This is a genomic window from Frondihabitans sp. PhB188, from assembly GCF_003752365.1.
Lineage (GTDB): Bacteria > Actinomycetota > Actinomycetes > Actinomycetales > Microbacteriaceae > Frondihabitans.
Window position 1 is genome coordinate 58,609 of sequence record NZ_RJUO01000002.1, and the last position, 15,703, is coordinate 74,311.

Consider the following 15,703-nt stretch of genomic DNA (forward strand, 5'->3'; position numbering starts at 1 on the left):
AATGCCTTCTGGCGCCTTCGGCGCGGCGTCCGCCAGCCCGCCGGAGCGGCGCGGGCCCGCGGGATAGACGGTGGGTTTGCGCCGAAACGGCGGGGCGGAGCGGGGCCTCGTCAGCGGCGGGCGGCGAAGAAGTCGAGCAGGACGGCGGCGCACTCGGCCTCTCGCACGCCGGCGTACACCTCGGCCCGGTGCGGCAGGCGCCGGTCGCGCAGGATGTCGTAGAGGCTTCCGGCGGCACCGGCCTTGTCGTCCCAGGCGCCGAACACGACCCGCGGAACCCGCGCCGCCAGAATCGCCCCGGCGCACATCGGGCACGGCTCGAGGGTGACGACGAGGGTGCAGCCGGTGAGGTGCCAGTCGCCGGTGGCACGGGCCGCGGCCCGCAGAGCGAGGACCTCGGCGTGGGCGGTGGGATCCTGCGCCCCCTCGCGCTCGTTGCGGCCCGAGCCGATGATGCGCCCGGCGGCGTCGACCACGACGGCCCCGACCGGGACGTCGCCCGTCGCGGCGCAGAGGGCGGCCTCGTCGAGGGCGTCGCCCATCCACGCGGCGAACTCCGTCGGCATCGCGGGCACCGGCCACCTCCGTCGTTCGACTCCGCTAGCCTCGAGCCTATGCGAGTGCACGTGGCCGACCACCCCCTCATCACCCACAAGCTGACCGTGCTCCGCGACCGGCGGACCAAGTCGCCGACGTTCCGGGCCCTCACCGAGGAGCTCGTGACGCTGCTGGCCTACGAGGCCACGCGCACCGTCCGCACCGAGCCCGTCGAGATCGAGACGCCGGTCGCGACGACCATCGGCCTCGCGATCTCGAAGCCGCGGCCGCTGGTGGTGCCGATCCTGCGCGCCGGCCTCGGCATGCTCGAGGGCATGACGAAGCTCGTGCCGAGCGCCGAGGTGGGGTTCCTGGGCATGATGCGCGACGAGGAGACCCTGCAGCCGGTCACCTACGCCGAGCGCCTCCCCGACGACCTGTCGAACCGCCAGTGCTTCGTGCTCGACCCCATGCTCGCCACCGGCGGCTCGCTGATCGCCGCGATCGACTTCCTGCTCGCGCGCGGAGCCGTCGACGTCACCGCCGTCTGCATCCTCGCCTCGCCCGAGGGACTGGCCGCCGTCGAGAAGGCCATGCACGGCCGCGAGGTGTCGATCGTGCTCGGCGCCGTCGACGAGCGCCTCAACGAGAACGGCTACATCGTGCCCGGACTCGGCGACGCCGGCGACCGCCTGTACGGGCTGGCCGAGTAGGACACGGGCGGCACGTCCGGTTGACACCGGGCGTCGCCGTGCGAAACAATCGGGGCCATGACTGCACACTCGTTCGCCCCGATCACCCAGGGAGCCCCCGCTCCCCGAGGTCTCAAGGCGTCGGCCGGCATGATGTCGGTCACGGCAGTCATGTGTTGTCGAATGCACGCCTAAAGGCGTCCGACCCGCCGAGTCTCCGCAGGTCCGCAGACCTGATACCGCTGTCTGCGACCCGCACCCTCAGTGCGAGCACACCCACTCGCGAGGCCGACTCCGGATGCACATCCGCCCACCCGGCGGCGCATCCCCACTTGCTACCCGCTTCGAGCCTCATTCCGCTCAGCAGGGAGCCACGCGGCACACACAGAAGGCATCGCGTTCCTTCTCCGCACGCCCCTCCCGCTCCACGAGGGTCGCGACAGCGGACGAACGGGCGCCTTCGACGTCCCAGAGGACTCAGCTCACCCATGTCACTCGCACTCGATACCACCCCCGTCCAGACCACCCAGCGCCACCTCACGGCCGTCACGGACTCCCCCGCCCCCCGCCTTCGCGCCGTCCCCGAGGGGAGCGAAGCCCGAGGCTTCGTCCTCTATGTGGGCATCGACGAGCTCAAGGCCCTGGAGGCCGGCACGAGCCTCGGCGAGATCGTCTCGCAGCTGCGCGCCCTGACGCAGCAGCTGGCCCCGGCCGCCGAGACGCACGCCGCCGTGGCGCTCGCCCCCGAAGGCGCCGGGGGGCGCGACGTGGATGTGGTGCGACTCGCGCTGCAGGATCCTGCCGCCCTCGCGAAGCACCGCCACACCGATGTCGACGAGGAGCCCGGCGCCCGCGGCGGCGTCGTGGTCGACATCTCGCGCAAGCGCGTCCTTCTCGACGGCGACGTTGCCCCCCTCACCTACAAGGAGTTCGAGCTCCTGCAGTACCTCGTCCTGCGCGAGGGCCGCACCATCGACCGCGCGGAGCTCATCTCGAGCCTCTGGTCGGCGGCTGACGACGAGGTGCCGAACGAGCGCACCATCGACGTGCACGTGCGTCGCCTGCGCTCGAAGCTCGGCGCGTTCGAGGACATCGTGCGCACCGTCCGCGGCGTCGGCTACCGCTTCGACCGTCACGCCGACGTGTCGATTCGTCAGGCCTCGACGCCCAGCCCCGACGTCTTCTGAGCCGCCCTCGCCGTTGTCCCCCGGCCCGCCGACATCGCGTACCCCGGCCGTCAGCGGCCACTGGGTGACTTCCCAGCAAAATAACGATTCGGTAACTAGACGTCGTTACCTCGCCGTTATACATTGATGTCACTGAAGTTGTTTGCTGTGGCAACGTCAGTGGAATGTGATTGCAGGACACTCTTGGTGCAAGGGAGAAGGCCAGCTACCCGCCTCGGTAGCTGGCCTTCGGTCTGTCGACCGGTGCTGCGCCCCGGGGATGCCAGACTGGGCGCGTGACTCTCGCAGACCTCCGCTGGATCTCCTCCGACCAGCGCCCCCACGGCGTCCTCCTCTACGACCCGGACGACGTCGACTGGGTCGATGCTTCGGGCCGGTCGCCCCTCGGCGTCGTCCAGCCGGTTCGCGTCGGCTCCGAGTTCGAGGTGAGCTTCGTCGTGCCCGGCAACGTCCGCCCGACGAGCGACCTGCTCGACTCCGCGCTGCCGGAGCTGGGCCTCTGGCTCGCGTACGGCGTCGACGATCTGCCGTCGGAGCTCGTCGTGACGCCGTCGATCGACACGTCGACGACCGACATCACGGCGACCTGGTCGGACGACGGCCCGGTCAGGCTGGACGGCTTCGACGAGGCGCGGGCCGAGATGGGATGGTCGTCCGAGCAGGCCGCCGAGGCGCGCACCTGGATCGACTCGACCATCGATCTGGCCCGCCGGCTCCAGCCGCACATCGAGCTCACCGCCGAGCGCGTCGAGGACGACATCGCGCACGGCTTCACCATCTCGATGCCGTTCGGCGACAACGAGAACATCGACGGCGGCTACATCGCCACCGTCCTGCTCGAGACGGATGCCGAGGACGCCGAGCTCGACCCGGAGGCCGTGAAAGACCTCGGCCTCGACGGCGCTCGCGCCTGGACGGCGGTCGTCACGCAGTTCCCGGGGCTCTTCCTCACCGAGGCCTGCGGCTACTACGGCTTCGAGGTCGCGGAGCCGACCGAGTAGCCCGTCGGCACCTCGCCTCCCCGGTCTTTTGTCGGCGGTACTCCGTACACTGATGGAACTGTTTGAGGGAGTAGCGATGAGCGACAAGAGCGCGGCCGTGGGGGCCTGGGAGGCCCTGTTCCGGGCGCAGGTCACGATCATGCGCGAGCTGACTGCGTGCTTTCCCACCAACGAGATCTCGTTCAACGAGTACGACGTGCTCTTCAATCTGTCGAACCAGACCGACAAGCGCGCTCGCATCAAAGACCTGACCCAGCACCTGCTGCTGACTCAGCCCTCGATCAGCCGCCTCGTCGACCGCCTCACCGCGAAGGGCATCGTGGAGAAGCTCAGCGACCCCGGCGACGGTCGCGGCATAATCGTGGCACTCACTTCCCTCGGCAGCGAGGTCTTCCGGTCGACAGCCGTCCGCCACGCCGATGCCATCGCGCGCCGGGTCGGCGGGACTCTCGACCGCGACGAGCTCGAGCAGCTGATGGCGCTCTGCCTCAAGCTGCGCCTGGGTCCGAAGATCGCGGACACGCCGAACGAAGACCGGCTGTGCTTCCCAGACGATCCCAGCCTCCCGGGCGACGCGGCGAGCGTGCCGGATGAGCCAGTGGCGGCTGCCGAGTCGAGCGAAGGCGTCACCGCCCCGGTCGGGGTCGGCAGCTGAGTGGCCTCCCCCACCCTCGTCTGGCTCCGTGACGACCTCCGGGTCGCCGACAATCCCGCCCTCCACCAGGCCGTCCAACGCGGCGAGCCGATCGTCGTCGTGTTCGTCCTCGACGACGAGACGGCCGGTATCCGGCCGATCGGCGCCGCCTCCCGCTGGTGGCTGCACCACAGCCTCGAGTCGCTAGCCGCCGACCTCGACGACCGCGGGGCTGCGCTGACGCTCCGCCGCGGCCCGGTGTCCGACGTGATCCCCGCCCTCGCCGCCGAGATCGACGCCGGTGCCGTCGTCTGGAACCGCCGCTACGGCGGTCGGGCCCGCGAGGTCGACGCGGGCATCAAAGAGGCCCTGACCGACGCCGGCATCGAGGCGCACAGCTTCCAGGGCAGCCTCCTCTTCGAGCCGTGGACGATCAAGACCGGCTCGGGCACCCCGTTCAAGGTCTTCACGCCGTTCTACCGCGCGTGCCTCGACCAGCCGGAGCCCCGCCACCCGTATCCCGGGCCGAAGCACCTCGACGGCCTGACCCCCGCGCCGAAGGGCGACCGCCTGAGTTCCTGGTCGCTGCTGCCCGAGAAGCCCGACTGGGCGGGTGGCCTGCGCGACCGGTGGGAGCCCGGCGAGGCCGGCGCTCATCGTCGTCTCGAGCAGTTCATCGCCGACGACCTCGCCGACTACGACCGGCGCGACTTCCCCGGCGAGGACACCCAGAGCCACCTCTCGCCGTTCTTGAAGTTCGGAGAGATCAGTCCGTTCCAGGTGTGGCACCGCCTCCGCGGAGACCTGTCGCCGGCCGCGAAGAAGCAGGCGGCGGGCTTCTTGCGCGAGGTCGTCTGGCGCGAGTTCAACTACACGGTCCTCTTCGCCAACCCCGACCTCGCGACGGCGAACTACCGCCCCGAGTTCGACGCCTTCGAGTGGGCGGAGCCGCACGAGGCCGACCTCGAAGCGTGGCAGCAGGGCCGCACCGGCATCCCCATGGTCGACGCCGGGATGCGCGAGCTCTGGCAGACCGGCGTCATGCACAACCGCGTGCGCATGATCGCCGCCAGCTTCCTGATCAAGAACATGCTCGTCGACTGGCGAGTGGGCGAGGCCTGGTTCTGGGACACCCTCGTCGACGCCGACGAGGCCAACAACCCCGGCAACTGGCAGTGGGTGGCCGGGTCGGGCGCCGATGCGGCGCCGTACTTCCGCGTCTTCAATCCGGTGCTGCAGGGCGACAAGTTCGACAGGCAGGGCGACTACGTGAGGCAGTGGGTGCCCGAGTACGGCACCGACGACTACCCCGAGCCGATGGTCGACCTGAAGCGGTCGCGGCAGGAGGCCCTCGACGCCTACGACCACATGCGACGGAAGGCCGGTCTGAAGTGACGTCGCTCGCGGAGGCCGTGCGCGGCGTCGACAGGCTCTTCGCCCAGCGAGCCGGCGACGATCAGCGAGCCGGCGAGGTTCATGCCCCGAGCGCCTCGTACGGGGTGTTCACGCCCGAGGGCCTGGTGCACACCGGCTCCACGGGAACGGTCGCAGGAACGCGGCCCACCGCCGACACCGTCTACCGGATCGCGTCGTGCACCAAGAGCTTCACGGCCACCGCCCTCCTCGCCCTCCGCGACGCGGGGTCGCTCCACCTCGACGACCCGGTGACGGCGTACGTCCCCGCCTTCGATGCCGTCCGACTGCCGTCGGCCGACGCGCCCGTGCCCACGATCCGGATGCTGCTCACGATGTCGGCGGGCCTTCCCACCGACGACCCGTGGGGCGACCGGCAGGAGTCGATCACCGACGAGGCCCTCGACGAGCTGCTCACCTCGGGGCTGTCGTTCGACAGCGTGCCCGGCACCCGATTCGCCTACTCCAACCTCGGCTACGCCCTGCTCGGCCGGGTCGTCGCGGTCGCCAGCGGCACCCCCTACCGCGACGTCGTCACCCGGACGATCCTCGAGCCCCTCGGGCTCGCGTCGACCGGGTTCGTGCGGCCCGACGACGCCGACGACCGACTCGCCGTGGGCCACCGGAGGCTCGACGGCGAATGGCAGCCGCTCCCCTTCTCGGGCCCGGGCGGCTTCTCGCCGATCGGCGGGCTGTTCAGCACCGTCGCCGATCTGTCGCGCTGGGCACGCTGGCTGTCGTCGGCATGGGCCGACGGCCGCGACGGCGACCGCGACGGGATCCTCTCGCGGGCGTCGCGGCGCGAGCTCCAGCAGATGCACCGGTACGTGCCCGCGGTGTCGAAGTCGAGCGGCGAGCCGACCGCGTACGGATTCGGGCTGTTCGTCGAAGACCAGGTCGACCTCGGAACGGTCGTGTCGCACTCCGGCGGCTACCCCGGCTTCTCGGCGCACATGCGCTGGCACGCCGCCTCCGGCATCGGCATGGTGGCGTTCGAGAACGCGACCTACGCGCAGGTGTCGGTCCCGACCGCCTCGACACTGCACGCGCTGCTCCACGACGTCGACGCCGCGCCGCGCGCCACCGTGTGGCCCGAGACGCGCGTCGCCCAGGCGGCTGTCGATGCCGTCGTGCGCGGGGCCGACGTGCCCGCGGGCCTCCTGAGCGAGAACGTCGATCTCGACGTGCCCCTCGGCCACCGCCGCACGGCCTGGGCCGAGGCGATCGACGCCGTGGGCGGGCTCGCCGAGCAGCCGCGCCCGGCGGGCCCCGAGGCCGGGCCCGACGAGGAGTCGTCGGCGCCCTCGCACCTGGTGTGGCGGATCCCCGGCGCGCACGGCCGGCTGCGGGTCGAGATCCGCCTGACCCCGGAGGCGGCGCCGCGGGTGCAGACGCTGGGCGTGCGCGTCGAGCGCTGAGAGCGGCGGCGGGCGGAGAGTTCCTGCGCGTCTCAGAAATTCAAGGAGATTTTCGGCGCGGCGGCCCGCGATCGGTGATGATCGGCGGCTGGGGTGAAAAACTCCTTGAATTTCGGAGACAGCAGCGGCGGCCGACCGATCAGCGGGAGGGGCGGCCGCCGACGACCGCGAGCGCCTGCGCCGACACCTTCACGCCCTTCCGCGTCGACAGGGCGAGGCTCGGCGAGTGCAGCCAGCCGCCGAGGAACCCCGCCCTGAACGCGTCGCCCGCGCCGACCGGGTCGACCAGGCGCGTCGCGACCCGCGGCGAGTGCACCAGCTTCGAGCCCGTGCGGCCCGCGATCGCCGATCCGTCGGGCAGAAACATCGCGACGACCCCGTAGCGGGGCAGCAGCGCCCGCAGCACCTCGTCGGGCGCGCGGAGGCCGGTGAGCAGGCGGCCCTCGTCGAGGCTCGGGAAGAACAGGTCGGCGCCGCCGGTCACGTCGAGGAACTCCGCCGCGCCGAAGTCCTCGATGAACCCCGAAGTGGCGGGGTCGACGCTGACCAGGGCACCGGCGCTGCGGACGCGCGTCACCAGGCGCCGGAACGAGACCGGCGTGCGCGACGCGACGACCGTGTAGCCGGTGGTGTGCACGATCGCGGTGCCGCCGATCAGCTCGTCCGAGACGCCGTCGAGGTCGAGACCCGCGCTGGCGCCGCGATCGGAGAGCATGGTGCGGTTGGTGCCGTCGAGCGTGATGACGACGGTTCCGGTGTGGCCGTCGGGCGCGTACTCCAGATGCGGCACGACCCCGGCGTTCGCGAGGAGCTGCGCGTGCCGCTGCACATCGCCGACTCCGACCCGGCCCAGGAACTCGACCCTGACCCCCTGCGTGCCCAGCCATGCCGCGGTGTTCGCCGCCGACCCGCCCGCCCGGTGCTGGATCCGCGCGCCGACGTCGGTGTTCTGGACCGGCCGCTTCGACGGGGCGACGATGACGTCGTCGAGCACGTCGCCCACGACGAGCACGCGCCCGCTCGGCGACGCGGACGCGGGCGCGGTGCGGGGCATGGTTCCTCTTACGACACCACGTTCGGTGCCCGAGCGTCTCGCCCGCCTGGCGAATCACCCCCTCGATCACCCCGTACGCTCGGATGATGACGGTCACGCACGACGACGCCCTCACCGCCCGCCTCGACCCGACGGTGCTCTACCGGATCATGCGGCTGCGCGTCGACGTGTTCGTCGTGGAGCAGGCGTGCGCCTATCCCGAGCTCGACGGCCGCGACCTCGAGCCCGACACACGCCAGTTCTGGACTGCCGACGCGAGCGGCGACGTGCTGGCGACGCTGCGCCTCCTGCACGACGGAGAGGATCGCAGGATCGGCCGGGTCGCCACCGCCCTCCCCGCCCGCGGGCACGGCTACGCCGGCGTCCTGATGCAGCGCGCCGTCGATGCCGCCGAAGGCCGGCTCACCCGCCTCGACGCGCAGGCCCGCCTCGAGGGCTGGTACGCGCGCTTCGGCTTCGTGCGCTCGGGCGACGACTTCCTGGACGACGAGATCGTGCATGTTCCGATGACGCGCCCGGCAGGCTGACGAGGCTTCTCGCCGACACACCGAACGTTCTGTTCCGGATTTCTGGCCCGGGGATGCCGCTCCGGACATACACTCGAAAAATGGCACGCAGAGAGACCCCTCCTCGCGAGAGGATCCTGGCGTCCGCGCACACGGAATTCGCCGAGCGAGGCCTCGCCGGGGCCCGGATCGACACCATCGCGCGGAACGCGGAAGCAAGCAAGGAGCGCTTGTACGCGCACTTCAAGACCAAGCGCGACCTCTTCGACGCCGCGCTCGGCTCGTCGATCGACCGCTGGCTCGAGGCAGTGCCGCTCGACGCGAACGACATGCCCGGCTGGGCGTCCCGGCTCTACCTGCACTTCTCCGCCCATGTCGACGACGCCCGGATGATCCTCTGGGGTCAGATCGAGGGCGTCAGCCTGTCGAGCCCCGGCATCGTCGATCACGAGGAGCTCGAGGCGCGCCGGGAGCGCGTGCGGGAGGCGCAGGCCGGCGGCCTTATCGACTCGGAGTGGCGCGTCGACGAGGTCTTCACGATGTCGTTCGGCCTCGTGCTCTCGTGGTTCGTCACCCCGTCGACGACGAACCTCCACCGCGAAGACACCGAACGGCGCGCGATCGTCGTCCGCGAGGCAGTCGACCGCATGCTGTCCGTCGCCCCCATCCCGGTCGCCGTCGGCGAGTAGCGCAGTCTCCTGCGAGTAGCGTCGGGACAATGACCCTCGATGCCTCAGCCCTGACCCCCGAACTCCGCGACCTCCTGGGCTCCGTGCCCGAGGCCGCCGTCACCGCCACAGACGTGCAGCACGACTCCGCCGGTACCGCGCTCGGCGGCTATCTCGCTACTCCCGCGGATGCCGACGATCTCTCGCCGGCCGTCCTCGTGCTTCACGACTGGTTCGGCCTGACCGACCATGTGAAGGTGCGCGCCGAGATGCTCGCGCGCCTCGGCTACATCGCCCTCGCGGGCGACATCTACGGCGCGGACAGCCAGCCGGCGGACGGCGACGAGGCGGGCGCCCTCGCCGGGAGGTTCTACGGCGACGTCGACCTGTTCCGCGAGCGCGTGCTCGCCAACCTCGACACCCTCAAGGCGACGCCGGGCGTCGATCAGTCGCGCATCGCCGTCATGGGCTACTGCTTCGGGGGCTCGGGCGCGCTCGAGGCCGCCCGCGCCGGGGCCGACGTCGCCGGGGTCGTGTCATTCCACGGCAACCTCAGCACGCAGTCCCCCGCCGCGTCCGGCTCCGTGACGGCGCCCGTGCTCGTGCTGACGGGTGCGGCCGACCCCATCGTCCCGCCGGCCGCCGTCGAGGCCTTCGAAGACGAGATGACCAGCGCGGGCGCCGACGACTGGCAGATCGTGTCGTACTCGGGCGCGCTGCACGCGTTCGCGGTGCCCGGCACCGACGCGCCCGACCACGGCGCCGCGTTCCAGGAGCGGGCGAACACGCGCTCGTGGGCGGCGATGGAGACGTTCTTCGGCGAGGTCCTCGCGTAGCCCGTTCGCTGAGCGGCCGATTCGAGGGTCCGGCCCCGTCGAGCTAGGAGACCAGGGCGGGCGCCGCGATCGCGCGCAGCGTGAGCACCGTCTCGACGGCGGCCGTCGCGGCCTCCGCGCCCTTGTCCTCCTTCGACTCCGGGTAGCCGGCTCGGTCGATGCCCTGCTGCTCGTCGTCCAGCGTCAGCAGGCCGAATCCGACCGGCTTGCCGGCGTCGATGGCGACGCGGGTGAGGCCCGAGGTGGCGGCGTCCGACACGTACTCGAAGTGCGGAGTGCCGCCCCGGATGATGACGCCGAGGGCGACGACCGCGTCGGCGCCGTTCTCGAGCGCGGCCTTCGCGACGACGGGGAGCTCGAAGCTGCCCGGCACGCGCACGACGGTGACGGTGGCGTTCATGGCCTCGAGGGCGCGAAGCGCACCGCTCAGCAGCCCCTCGGCGATCTTCGTGTGCCAGGTGCCCGAGACGACGGTGACGCGGACGCCGGTGCCGTCGATGTCGGTGGTGGTGGGTGCTCCTTCGCCGCTCATGCGGTCGCTCCTTCTGTAGCAGCGGCAGTCGCCGCGGTGGGGGTCTGGCGGGGTTCGCGGGCGTCGAGCCACTCGATGAGCCCGGCGATCGTGATGACGGGCACGCCCTGGGCGGCGCCGAACTCGTGGAGGGCCGGCAGGCGCATCATCTCGCCGTCGTCGGCGACGATCTCGCTGATGACCCCGACCGGGCGCAGCCCTGCGGCGATCATCAGGTCGACGGCGGCCTCGGTGTGCCCGTTGCGGGCGCGGACGCCGCCGGCGACGGCGCGGAGGGGCAGGATGTGCCCGGGCCGGTGCAGGTCGTCTCGCACGGACGCAGGATCCGCGAGCACTCGCAGCGTGTGGGCGCGGTCGTGCGCGCTGATCCCCGTCGTCACGCCCCTCGCCGAGTCGACGGACACCGTGTACGCGGTGCCCCGCTCGTCTTCGTTCCGCGCCACCATCGGCGGCAGGTCGAGCCGGTCGGCGATCTCGGCGCTCATCGGCGCGCAGACGAAGCCCGACGAGTAGCGGACCAGCCAGGCCAGCCACTCCTGCGAGGCGAGCTCGGCCGAGAGCACGATGTCGCCCTCGTTCTCGCGCGACTCGTCGTCGGCGACGATGATCGGCCGCCCCAGGCGCAGGTGCTCGAGCGCCGTGTCGATCGTGTCGAGCGTGGCGGCGGTGGTCACAGCGCGGCCGCCGTCTCGGACAGCTCGTCGAGCTTGAGCATGCGGCGGACGTGGCGGGCCAGCACGTCGGTCTCGACGTTGACCCGGTCGCCGACGGCCTTGTTGCCGAGGGTGGTGGCGGCGAGGGTCTCGGGGATGAGGGAGACCTCGAACCACGCGTCCGGAGTTCCTGGGTCGCTGATCGCACTGACCGTGAGGCTGACGCCCTCGAGCGTGACGGACCCCTTGTCGACGAGGAGCGGCGACAGCTCGTCGCTCAGGCTGAAGCGGAGGCGGCGCCAGGCGTCGCCCGGCTCGAGCTCGACGAGGGTGGCGGTGCCGTCGACGTGACCCTGAACGATGTGGCCGCCGAGACGATCGCCGACGCGGGCCGCCCGCTCGAGGTTGACCGACGAGCCGGCCTCCAGATCGCCCGTGGTGCTCATGACGAGGGTCTGCCTCATGACGTCGGCGGTGAAGCTGTCGGCCGTCGACTCCACGACCGTGAGGCAGACTCCCGAGACGGCGATGGAGTCGCCGTGGTGGACTCCGTCGACGGCCAGGGGGCCGTGGACGGTCAGCCGGACGGAGTCGCCGTTGTCGTCGATGCGGACGACCCGGCCCAGCTCCTCGATGATTCCCGTGAACACGTGTTCTTCTCCGGTCTGCATTCCGCCTTCGGGGCGGGGTGGCTCTTGTCAGAGCTCCGGGGATGGGTCGGCCGACGGCCGCCGCCCGCGCGCAGGATGACGCGCACGGGCACGCGCTGCCTCCTATCCGGACTTTCACCGTCGGTACTGGAATCACACCAGTTCAGCCGCCTCGCCGTGCGATCGTCATGATCGCCGTGCGGTGCGGGTCGCGGACTATACCGCCGGTTCAGAATCTCACTGACCCCGGAGCGCGTTGCTTGTGATCCACAAGGTATCACCGCCATGTTTCGTTCGCCTTACGCGTTACGTCCGTCGACATTGCGCCGCCGCGGCGGATTCGCCAGAGCCCGGATCCCCGCGGCCGACGCCGGCAATGCGCCCGCGGGACACGGGATCACCGAACCAGCACGCCGATTCTCGCTGCGAGGATCGGGGCGAGCAGCTGGAGCTGGAGGTCGTCGATGACGGCGCCGCCGAGGTCGTCGACCCCGTCGATCCGGTCGAAGGTCGCGCCGCGCAGGTCGACCGACGACAACCGGGCGCCGGTCACGTCGAGGGTGCCGATGCGGCAGTCGAGCAGGGCGACCCGCGTCGCAGAGACGCCGCCGAGATCGAGCTCGGTGATCGAGCAGTTCTCGATGACGACGTCGGTCAGCTTGGACGACCGCAGGTTGAGGTAGTCGATCTTGCCGCCTGAGATCCGCACCGACTCGAGCTCGGAGTCGAACAGCTCGGCAGACCCCCAGCGCGGACGGTCGAACCGCACGGCCCGCCAGTAGGTGCGTGACGCCTTCAGCTCGGGCGCGAACGACTCGACGAGCACCGACTCGGTGAAGCGGCTGCCGCGCAGCCGGGCGCCGGTCAGCGTCAGCTGCTCGAACACGCACTCGCTGAACCGCGAGCCCTCGAGGTCGTACTCGGTGAGGTCGCCGCCGGTGAACCGCTCGGCGTCGTGCGACTCGCGTGAGCCCAGCTCTTCGGCCGCGGAGTCGTCGAGACCCTGCGGATCGGGTTCGTCGAGACGCGGCGCCTCGAACTCGGTCTTCTTCTTGCTGGCCATGCCAGAAGGGTAGCGTCGGGGTATGACATCGCCAGTGCTGCTGATCATCGACCCCGCCGGAACCATCGCGACCGCCGACCCCGACGCCCCGCAGGTGTCGGTCCTCGACCTGGGCGTGACGCGCGGGGACGGCGTCTTCGAGAGCATCGGCGTCGTCGGCGGCCGAGCCCAGGCCCTCGAGCCGCACCTGACGCGCCTCGCGAGGTCGGCGGCGATGCTCGACCTCCCGGTGCCCGACCTCGACGTCTGGCGCGAGGCCGTGCTGCGGAGCATCGAGCTGGCCGACGACACCGCGCCCGAGCTGCTCGTCAAGCTCGTCTACACCCGCGGCATCGAGGGGTCGGCGTCAGCGGCGCCCACCGGCTGGGTGCACCTGTTCGAGGCGGGTGGCTTCGATGAGGAGCGCACGGCGGGGATCGCCGTCGTCACCCTCGACCGCGGCTACCGGAGCGACGTCCGCGACACCTCGCCGTGGCTGCTGCAGGGCGCGAAGACGCTCTCGTACGCCGTCAACAAGGCGGCGCTCCGCGAGGCCGCCCGCCGCGGGGCCGACGACGTGATCTTCGTGTCGACCGACGGCATCGTGCTCGAGGGGCCGAACTCGACGGTCATCGCACTCCTCGACGGGGTCTACGTGACCACGCCCGACTCGCTCGGCGTGCTCGAGGGCACCACGCAGGCGGCGTTCTTCGCCGACGTCGAGTCACGGGGCGGCTCGACCGCCTACCGCGCCATCACCGTCGACGAGCTCCACGCCGCGACCGCCCTGTGGCTCGCCTCGTCAGGACGCCAGATCGCCCCGGTGGCCACCCTCGACGGCGAGCCGGTGGCGCAGGAACCGGCACTCACCGCCGCCGGGGTCGAGGCTCTCCTGGCCCGCTAGCCCCGTCCCTCTCCCCGCCCCGCCATTTCGAGCGGGTCAGCACTCGATGATGTTGACGGCGAGGCCGGCCGCCGAGGTCTCCTTGTAGTTCGCCGACATGTCGCGCCCGGTCTGGCGCATGGTCTCGACGACGGTGTCGAGGCTGACGAAGTGCGACCCGTCGCCGAGGAGGGCGAGCCGGGCGGCGGAGACCGCCGTTCCTGCCGCGATCGCATTGCGCTCGATGCAGGGCACCTGCACGAACCCGCCGACCGGGTCGCAGGTCAGGCCGAGGTGATGCTCCATGGCGATCTCGGCCGCGTTCTCGATCTGGCGCCACGAGCCGCCGAGCACCGCGGTCAGGCCGGCGGCGGCCATCGACGACGCCGACCCGACCTCGCCCTGGCAGCCGGCCTCGGCTCCTGAGATGGAGGCGTTGCGCTTGTAGAGCGAGCCGATCACGGCGGCGGTCAGGAGGTAGTCGCGCACGACGGCGGCGCGCTCGATGCCGAGGAAGCGGATCGCGTAGAGGCCGACGGCGGGGATGATCCCGGCGGCTCCGTTGGTGGGTGCCGTCACGACCCGGCCGCCGCCCGCGTTCTCCTCGTTGACGGCGAGCGCGAACGCCTGCAGCCAGCGAGCCGGGGCATCGAGGTCGGTCGCCGACACCTCGGACAGGCGCGCGGCCACGTCGGCGGCTCGCCGGGGCACCTTCATCCAGCCGGGGAGCACGCCGGTCGCGGTCAAGCCGGCGTCGATGCACGCCTCCATCGCCGCCCAGCGCGCTTCGAGCCCGGCGACCACGGCGTCGGCCCCGTGCAGGGCGACCTCGTTGCGCCAGGCGATGTCGGCGATCGGGGCGTCGTGCTCGTCGCAGAGCGCCAGCAGCTCGGCGGCCGTGTCGAAGCCGAGAGGGGCCTCGCGGTCGGGAAGCGCCTGGTCGGGCTCGCCCTCCCTGACGACGAACCCGCCGCCGACCGAGTAGTAGACGTCGCGGCGCACCGTCTCGCCCGTCGTCGAGCGCACCTCGAACGAGAGCGCGTTGGGGTGCGCCGGCAGGCGCGTGAGGGGTGCGAGACGCACACCGGCGAACCCCACCTCGCCGACGCCGTCGAGAGGCAGCGTGCCGGTGGTCCGCTCGGCCAGCCCGCGCACGGCCGCCGGGTCGCACGTCTCGGGATCGAGCCCCATCAGCCCGCCGATCACCGCGTCGGGCGTGCCGTGGCCGATCCCGGTCGCCGCGAGCGATCCGTACAGCGTCACCTCGAGCGCCTCCACGGAGCCCGGGGCGCAGGAACCCGCCACCTCGCCGGCGAACCTCCGCCCCGCGCGCATCGGCCCCACCGTGTGCGACGAGGAGGGGCCGATACCGACGGAGAATAAGTCGAGCGCCGAGACATACGTCGAAGACATGCTCCGAGGCTACCCTTGCCGCGCGGCAGGTTTTCGGGCGGGGCGGCGGGACGGCCGAAGCGGAGCGCAGGAACTACCCCGCCGCCGCTCCCCCGCGCCCGTGCTCGCGCATCGCGTCGCCCATCTCGCCCAGGAACCGCGTCACCGCGTCGAGCTCGTCGGGCGAGTAGCTGGCCATGACGTCGTCGGTGAGGCGTCCGAGCGGGGCGAAGAAGCCGCGTGCCACGTCGCGGGCGGGCTCGGCGAAATGGACGCGCACGATCCGCCGATCCTGCTCATCGCGCGTTCTCACGACGTGCCCCGCCTTGGCGAGCCGGTCGATGATGCCGGTCGCCGCCCCGGAGGTCAGGTCGAGCGCCTCGGCGATGCCGCCGGGCGTGGCCGGCGAGCCGGCGTCCTGCTGGTGCATCACGTAGAGGAGTGCGTCGAGGTCGCTCGACGAGAGTCCGTGCTGTGTCGAGAACGCGGTGGCGACGTGACGCGACTCGGTCATGAGCACCTGCAGGCGCATGACGATCTCGGCGCGCCGACCGGAGTCGGGTCGTGTGCTCGGGTTCATCGGGAGAACCTCCTCGTTGCAGAAT

General features: G+C 71.6%; 17 protein-coding genes, 1 pseudogene and 1 riboswitch. Of the genes and pseudogenes, 10 read left to right on the forward strand and 8 right to left on the reverse strand.

The window, feature by feature from the left end; genetic code table 11:
* Positions 1-110 precede the first annotated feature (110 nt).
* Positions 111-542 carry a nucleoside deaminase gene (locus EDF46_RS05260; protein WP_123505875.1) on the reverse strand — a complete coding sequence of 144 codons (432 nt, stop codon included), beginning with the start codon at positions 540-542 and terminating at the stop codon, positions 111-113.
* Positions 543-614: 72 nt separating this feature from the next.
* On the opposite strand from EDF46_RS05260, the gene upp reads away from it, so the two are divergent.
* From upp to EDF46_RS05290, 6 genes are all read left to right on the forward strand, one after another.
* Complete coding sequence (gene upp / locus EDF46_RS05265) at positions 615-1,250, forward strand: uracil phosphoribosyltransferase (RefSeq protein ID WP_123505259.1); 636 nt, start codon at positions 615-617, stop codon at positions 1,248-1,250.
* 467 nt (positions 1,251-1,717) lie between these two features.
* Positions 1,718-2,416 (forward strand): winged helix-turn-helix domain-containing protein, encoded by a 699-nt coding sequence (locus EDF46_RS05270; RefSeq protein ID WP_123505260.1) that lies wholly within the window; start codon positions 1,718-1,720, stop codon positions 2,414-2,416.
* A 275-nt stretch (positions 2,417-2,691) separates the two neighbouring features.
* On the forward strand, positions 2,692-3,417 hold the full coding sequence (locus tag EDF46_RS05275) for a hypothetical protein (RefSeq protein ID WP_123505261.1): 726 nt from the start codon (positions 2,692-2,694) through the stop codon (positions 3,415-3,417).
* A 76-nt stretch (positions 3,418-3,493) separates the two neighbouring features.
* Positions 3,494-4,072, forward strand: coding sequence for a MarR family winged helix-turn-helix transcriptional regulator (locus tag EDF46_RS05280; RefSeq protein WP_123505262.1), 579 nt, complete (start codon positions 3,494-3,496; stop codon positions 4,070-4,072).
* Positions 4,073-5,446, forward strand: a complete 1,374-nt coding sequence (locus EDF46_RS05285) for a deoxyribodipyrimidine photo-lyase (RefSeq protein ID WP_123505263.1) — start codon at positions 4,073-4,075, stop codon at positions 5,444-5,446. It abuts the gene before it with no gap.
* The gene (locus tag EDF46_RS05290; protein ID WP_158614156.1) at positions 5,443-6,882 is read left to right on the forward strand and encodes a serine hydrolase; all 1,440 of its coding nucleotides are present in this window, start codon (positions 5,443-5,445) and stop codon (positions 6,880-6,882) included. Before EDF46_RS05285 ends, EDF46_RS05290 begins: the two co-directional genes overlap by 4 nt.
* A 139-nt stretch (positions 6,883-7,021) precedes the next feature.
* Here EDF46_RS05290 and EDF46_RS05295 read toward each other — a convergent pair whose 3' ends face one another.
* Positions 7,022-7,936 carry a carbohydrate kinase family protein gene (locus tag EDF46_RS05295; protein WP_123505265.1) on the reverse strand — a complete coding sequence of 305 codons (915 nt, stop codon included), beginning with the start codon at positions 7,934-7,936 and terminating at the stop codon, positions 7,022-7,024.
* A gap of 86 nt (positions 7,937-8,022) precedes the next feature.
* Between EDF46_RS05295 and EDF46_RS05300 the strand changes: the two genes are divergently transcribed.
* The 3 genes from EDF46_RS05300 to EDF46_RS05310 all read left to right on the forward strand — a co-directional run bounded on the left by EDF46_RS05300 (position 8,023) and on the right by EDF46_RS05310 (position 9,946).
* Positions 8,023-8,463, forward strand: coding sequence for a GNAT family N-acetyltransferase (locus tag EDF46_RS05300; protein WP_123505876.1), 441 nt, complete (start codon positions 8,023-8,025; stop codon positions 8,461-8,463).
* 80 nt (positions 8,464-8,543) lie between these two features.
* Positions 8,544-9,131, forward strand: coding sequence for a TetR/AcrR family transcriptional regulator (locus EDF46_RS05305; protein ID WP_158614157.1), 588 nt, complete (start codon positions 8,544-8,546; stop codon positions 9,129-9,131).
* Positions 9,132-9,160: 29 nt separating this feature from the next.
* Positions 9,161-9,946, forward strand: coding sequence for a dienelactone hydrolase family protein (locus tag EDF46_RS05310; RefSeq protein WP_123505267.1), 786 nt, complete (start codon positions 9,161-9,163; stop codon positions 9,944-9,946).
* Between the two features lie 43 nt (positions 9,947-9,989).
* Here EDF46_RS05310 and ribH read toward each other — a convergent pair whose 3' ends face one another.
* From ribH to EDF46_RS17980, 4 genes and pseudogenes are all read right to left on the reverse strand, one after another.
* Positions 9,990-10,478: a 6,7-dimethyl-8-ribityllumazine synthase gene (gene ribH / locus EDF46_RS05315; protein WP_123505268.1), complete on the reverse strand. Its 489-nt coding sequence runs from the start codon at positions 10,476-10,478 to the stop codon at positions 9,990-9,992.
* A 35-nt stretch (positions 10,479-10,513) separates the two neighbouring features.
* A pseudogene (ribB, locus tag EDF46_RS05320) lies at positions 10,514-11,152 on the reverse strand (3,4-dihydroxy-2-butanone-4-phosphate synthase); the annotation flags it as partial.
* Positions 11,149-11,781: a riboflavin synthase gene (locus tag EDF46_RS05325; RefSeq protein ID WP_123505877.1), complete on the reverse strand. Its 633-nt coding sequence runs from the start codon at positions 11,779-11,781 to the stop codon at positions 11,149-11,151. The pseudogene ribB and the gene EDF46_RS05325, both read right to left, overlap by 4 nt.
* Before the next feature lie 109 nt (positions 11,782-11,890).
* Positions 11,891-12,040, reverse strand: a riboswitch (FMN riboswitch).
* A 138-nt stretch (positions 12,041-12,178) separates the two neighbouring features.
* Positions 12,179-12,844, reverse strand: coding sequence for a pentapeptide repeat-containing protein (locus tag EDF46_RS17980; RefSeq protein WP_158614158.1), 666 nt, complete (start codon positions 12,842-12,844; stop codon positions 12,179-12,181).
* Between the two features lie 22 nt (positions 12,845-12,866).
* On the opposite strand from EDF46_RS17980, the gene EDF46_RS05340 reads away from it, so the two are divergent.
* Positions 12,867-13,727, forward strand: coding sequence for an aminodeoxychorismate lyase (locus EDF46_RS05340; RefSeq protein WP_123505271.1), 861 nt, complete (start codon positions 12,867-12,869; stop codon positions 13,725-13,727).
* A 36-nt stretch (positions 13,728-13,763) separates the two neighbouring features.
* Here the strand turns inward: EDF46_RS05340 and EDF46_RS05345 are convergent, their stop codons facing one another.
* Both EDF46_RS05345 and EDF46_RS05350 read right to left on the reverse strand, forming a co-directional pair.
* Positions 13,764-15,119, reverse strand: coding sequence for an L-serine ammonia-lyase (locus EDF46_RS05345; RefSeq protein WP_123505272.1), 1,356 nt, complete (start codon positions 15,117-15,119; stop codon positions 13,764-13,766).
* A gap of 73 nt (positions 15,120-15,192) precedes the next feature.
* A complete protein-coding gene (locus EDF46_RS05350; protein WP_158614159.1) occupies positions 15,193-15,678 on the reverse strand; it encodes a MarR family winged helix-turn-helix transcriptional regulator in 486 nt (161 codons plus the stop codon).
* Between the last annotated feature and the right edge of the window lie 25 nt (positions 15,679-15,703).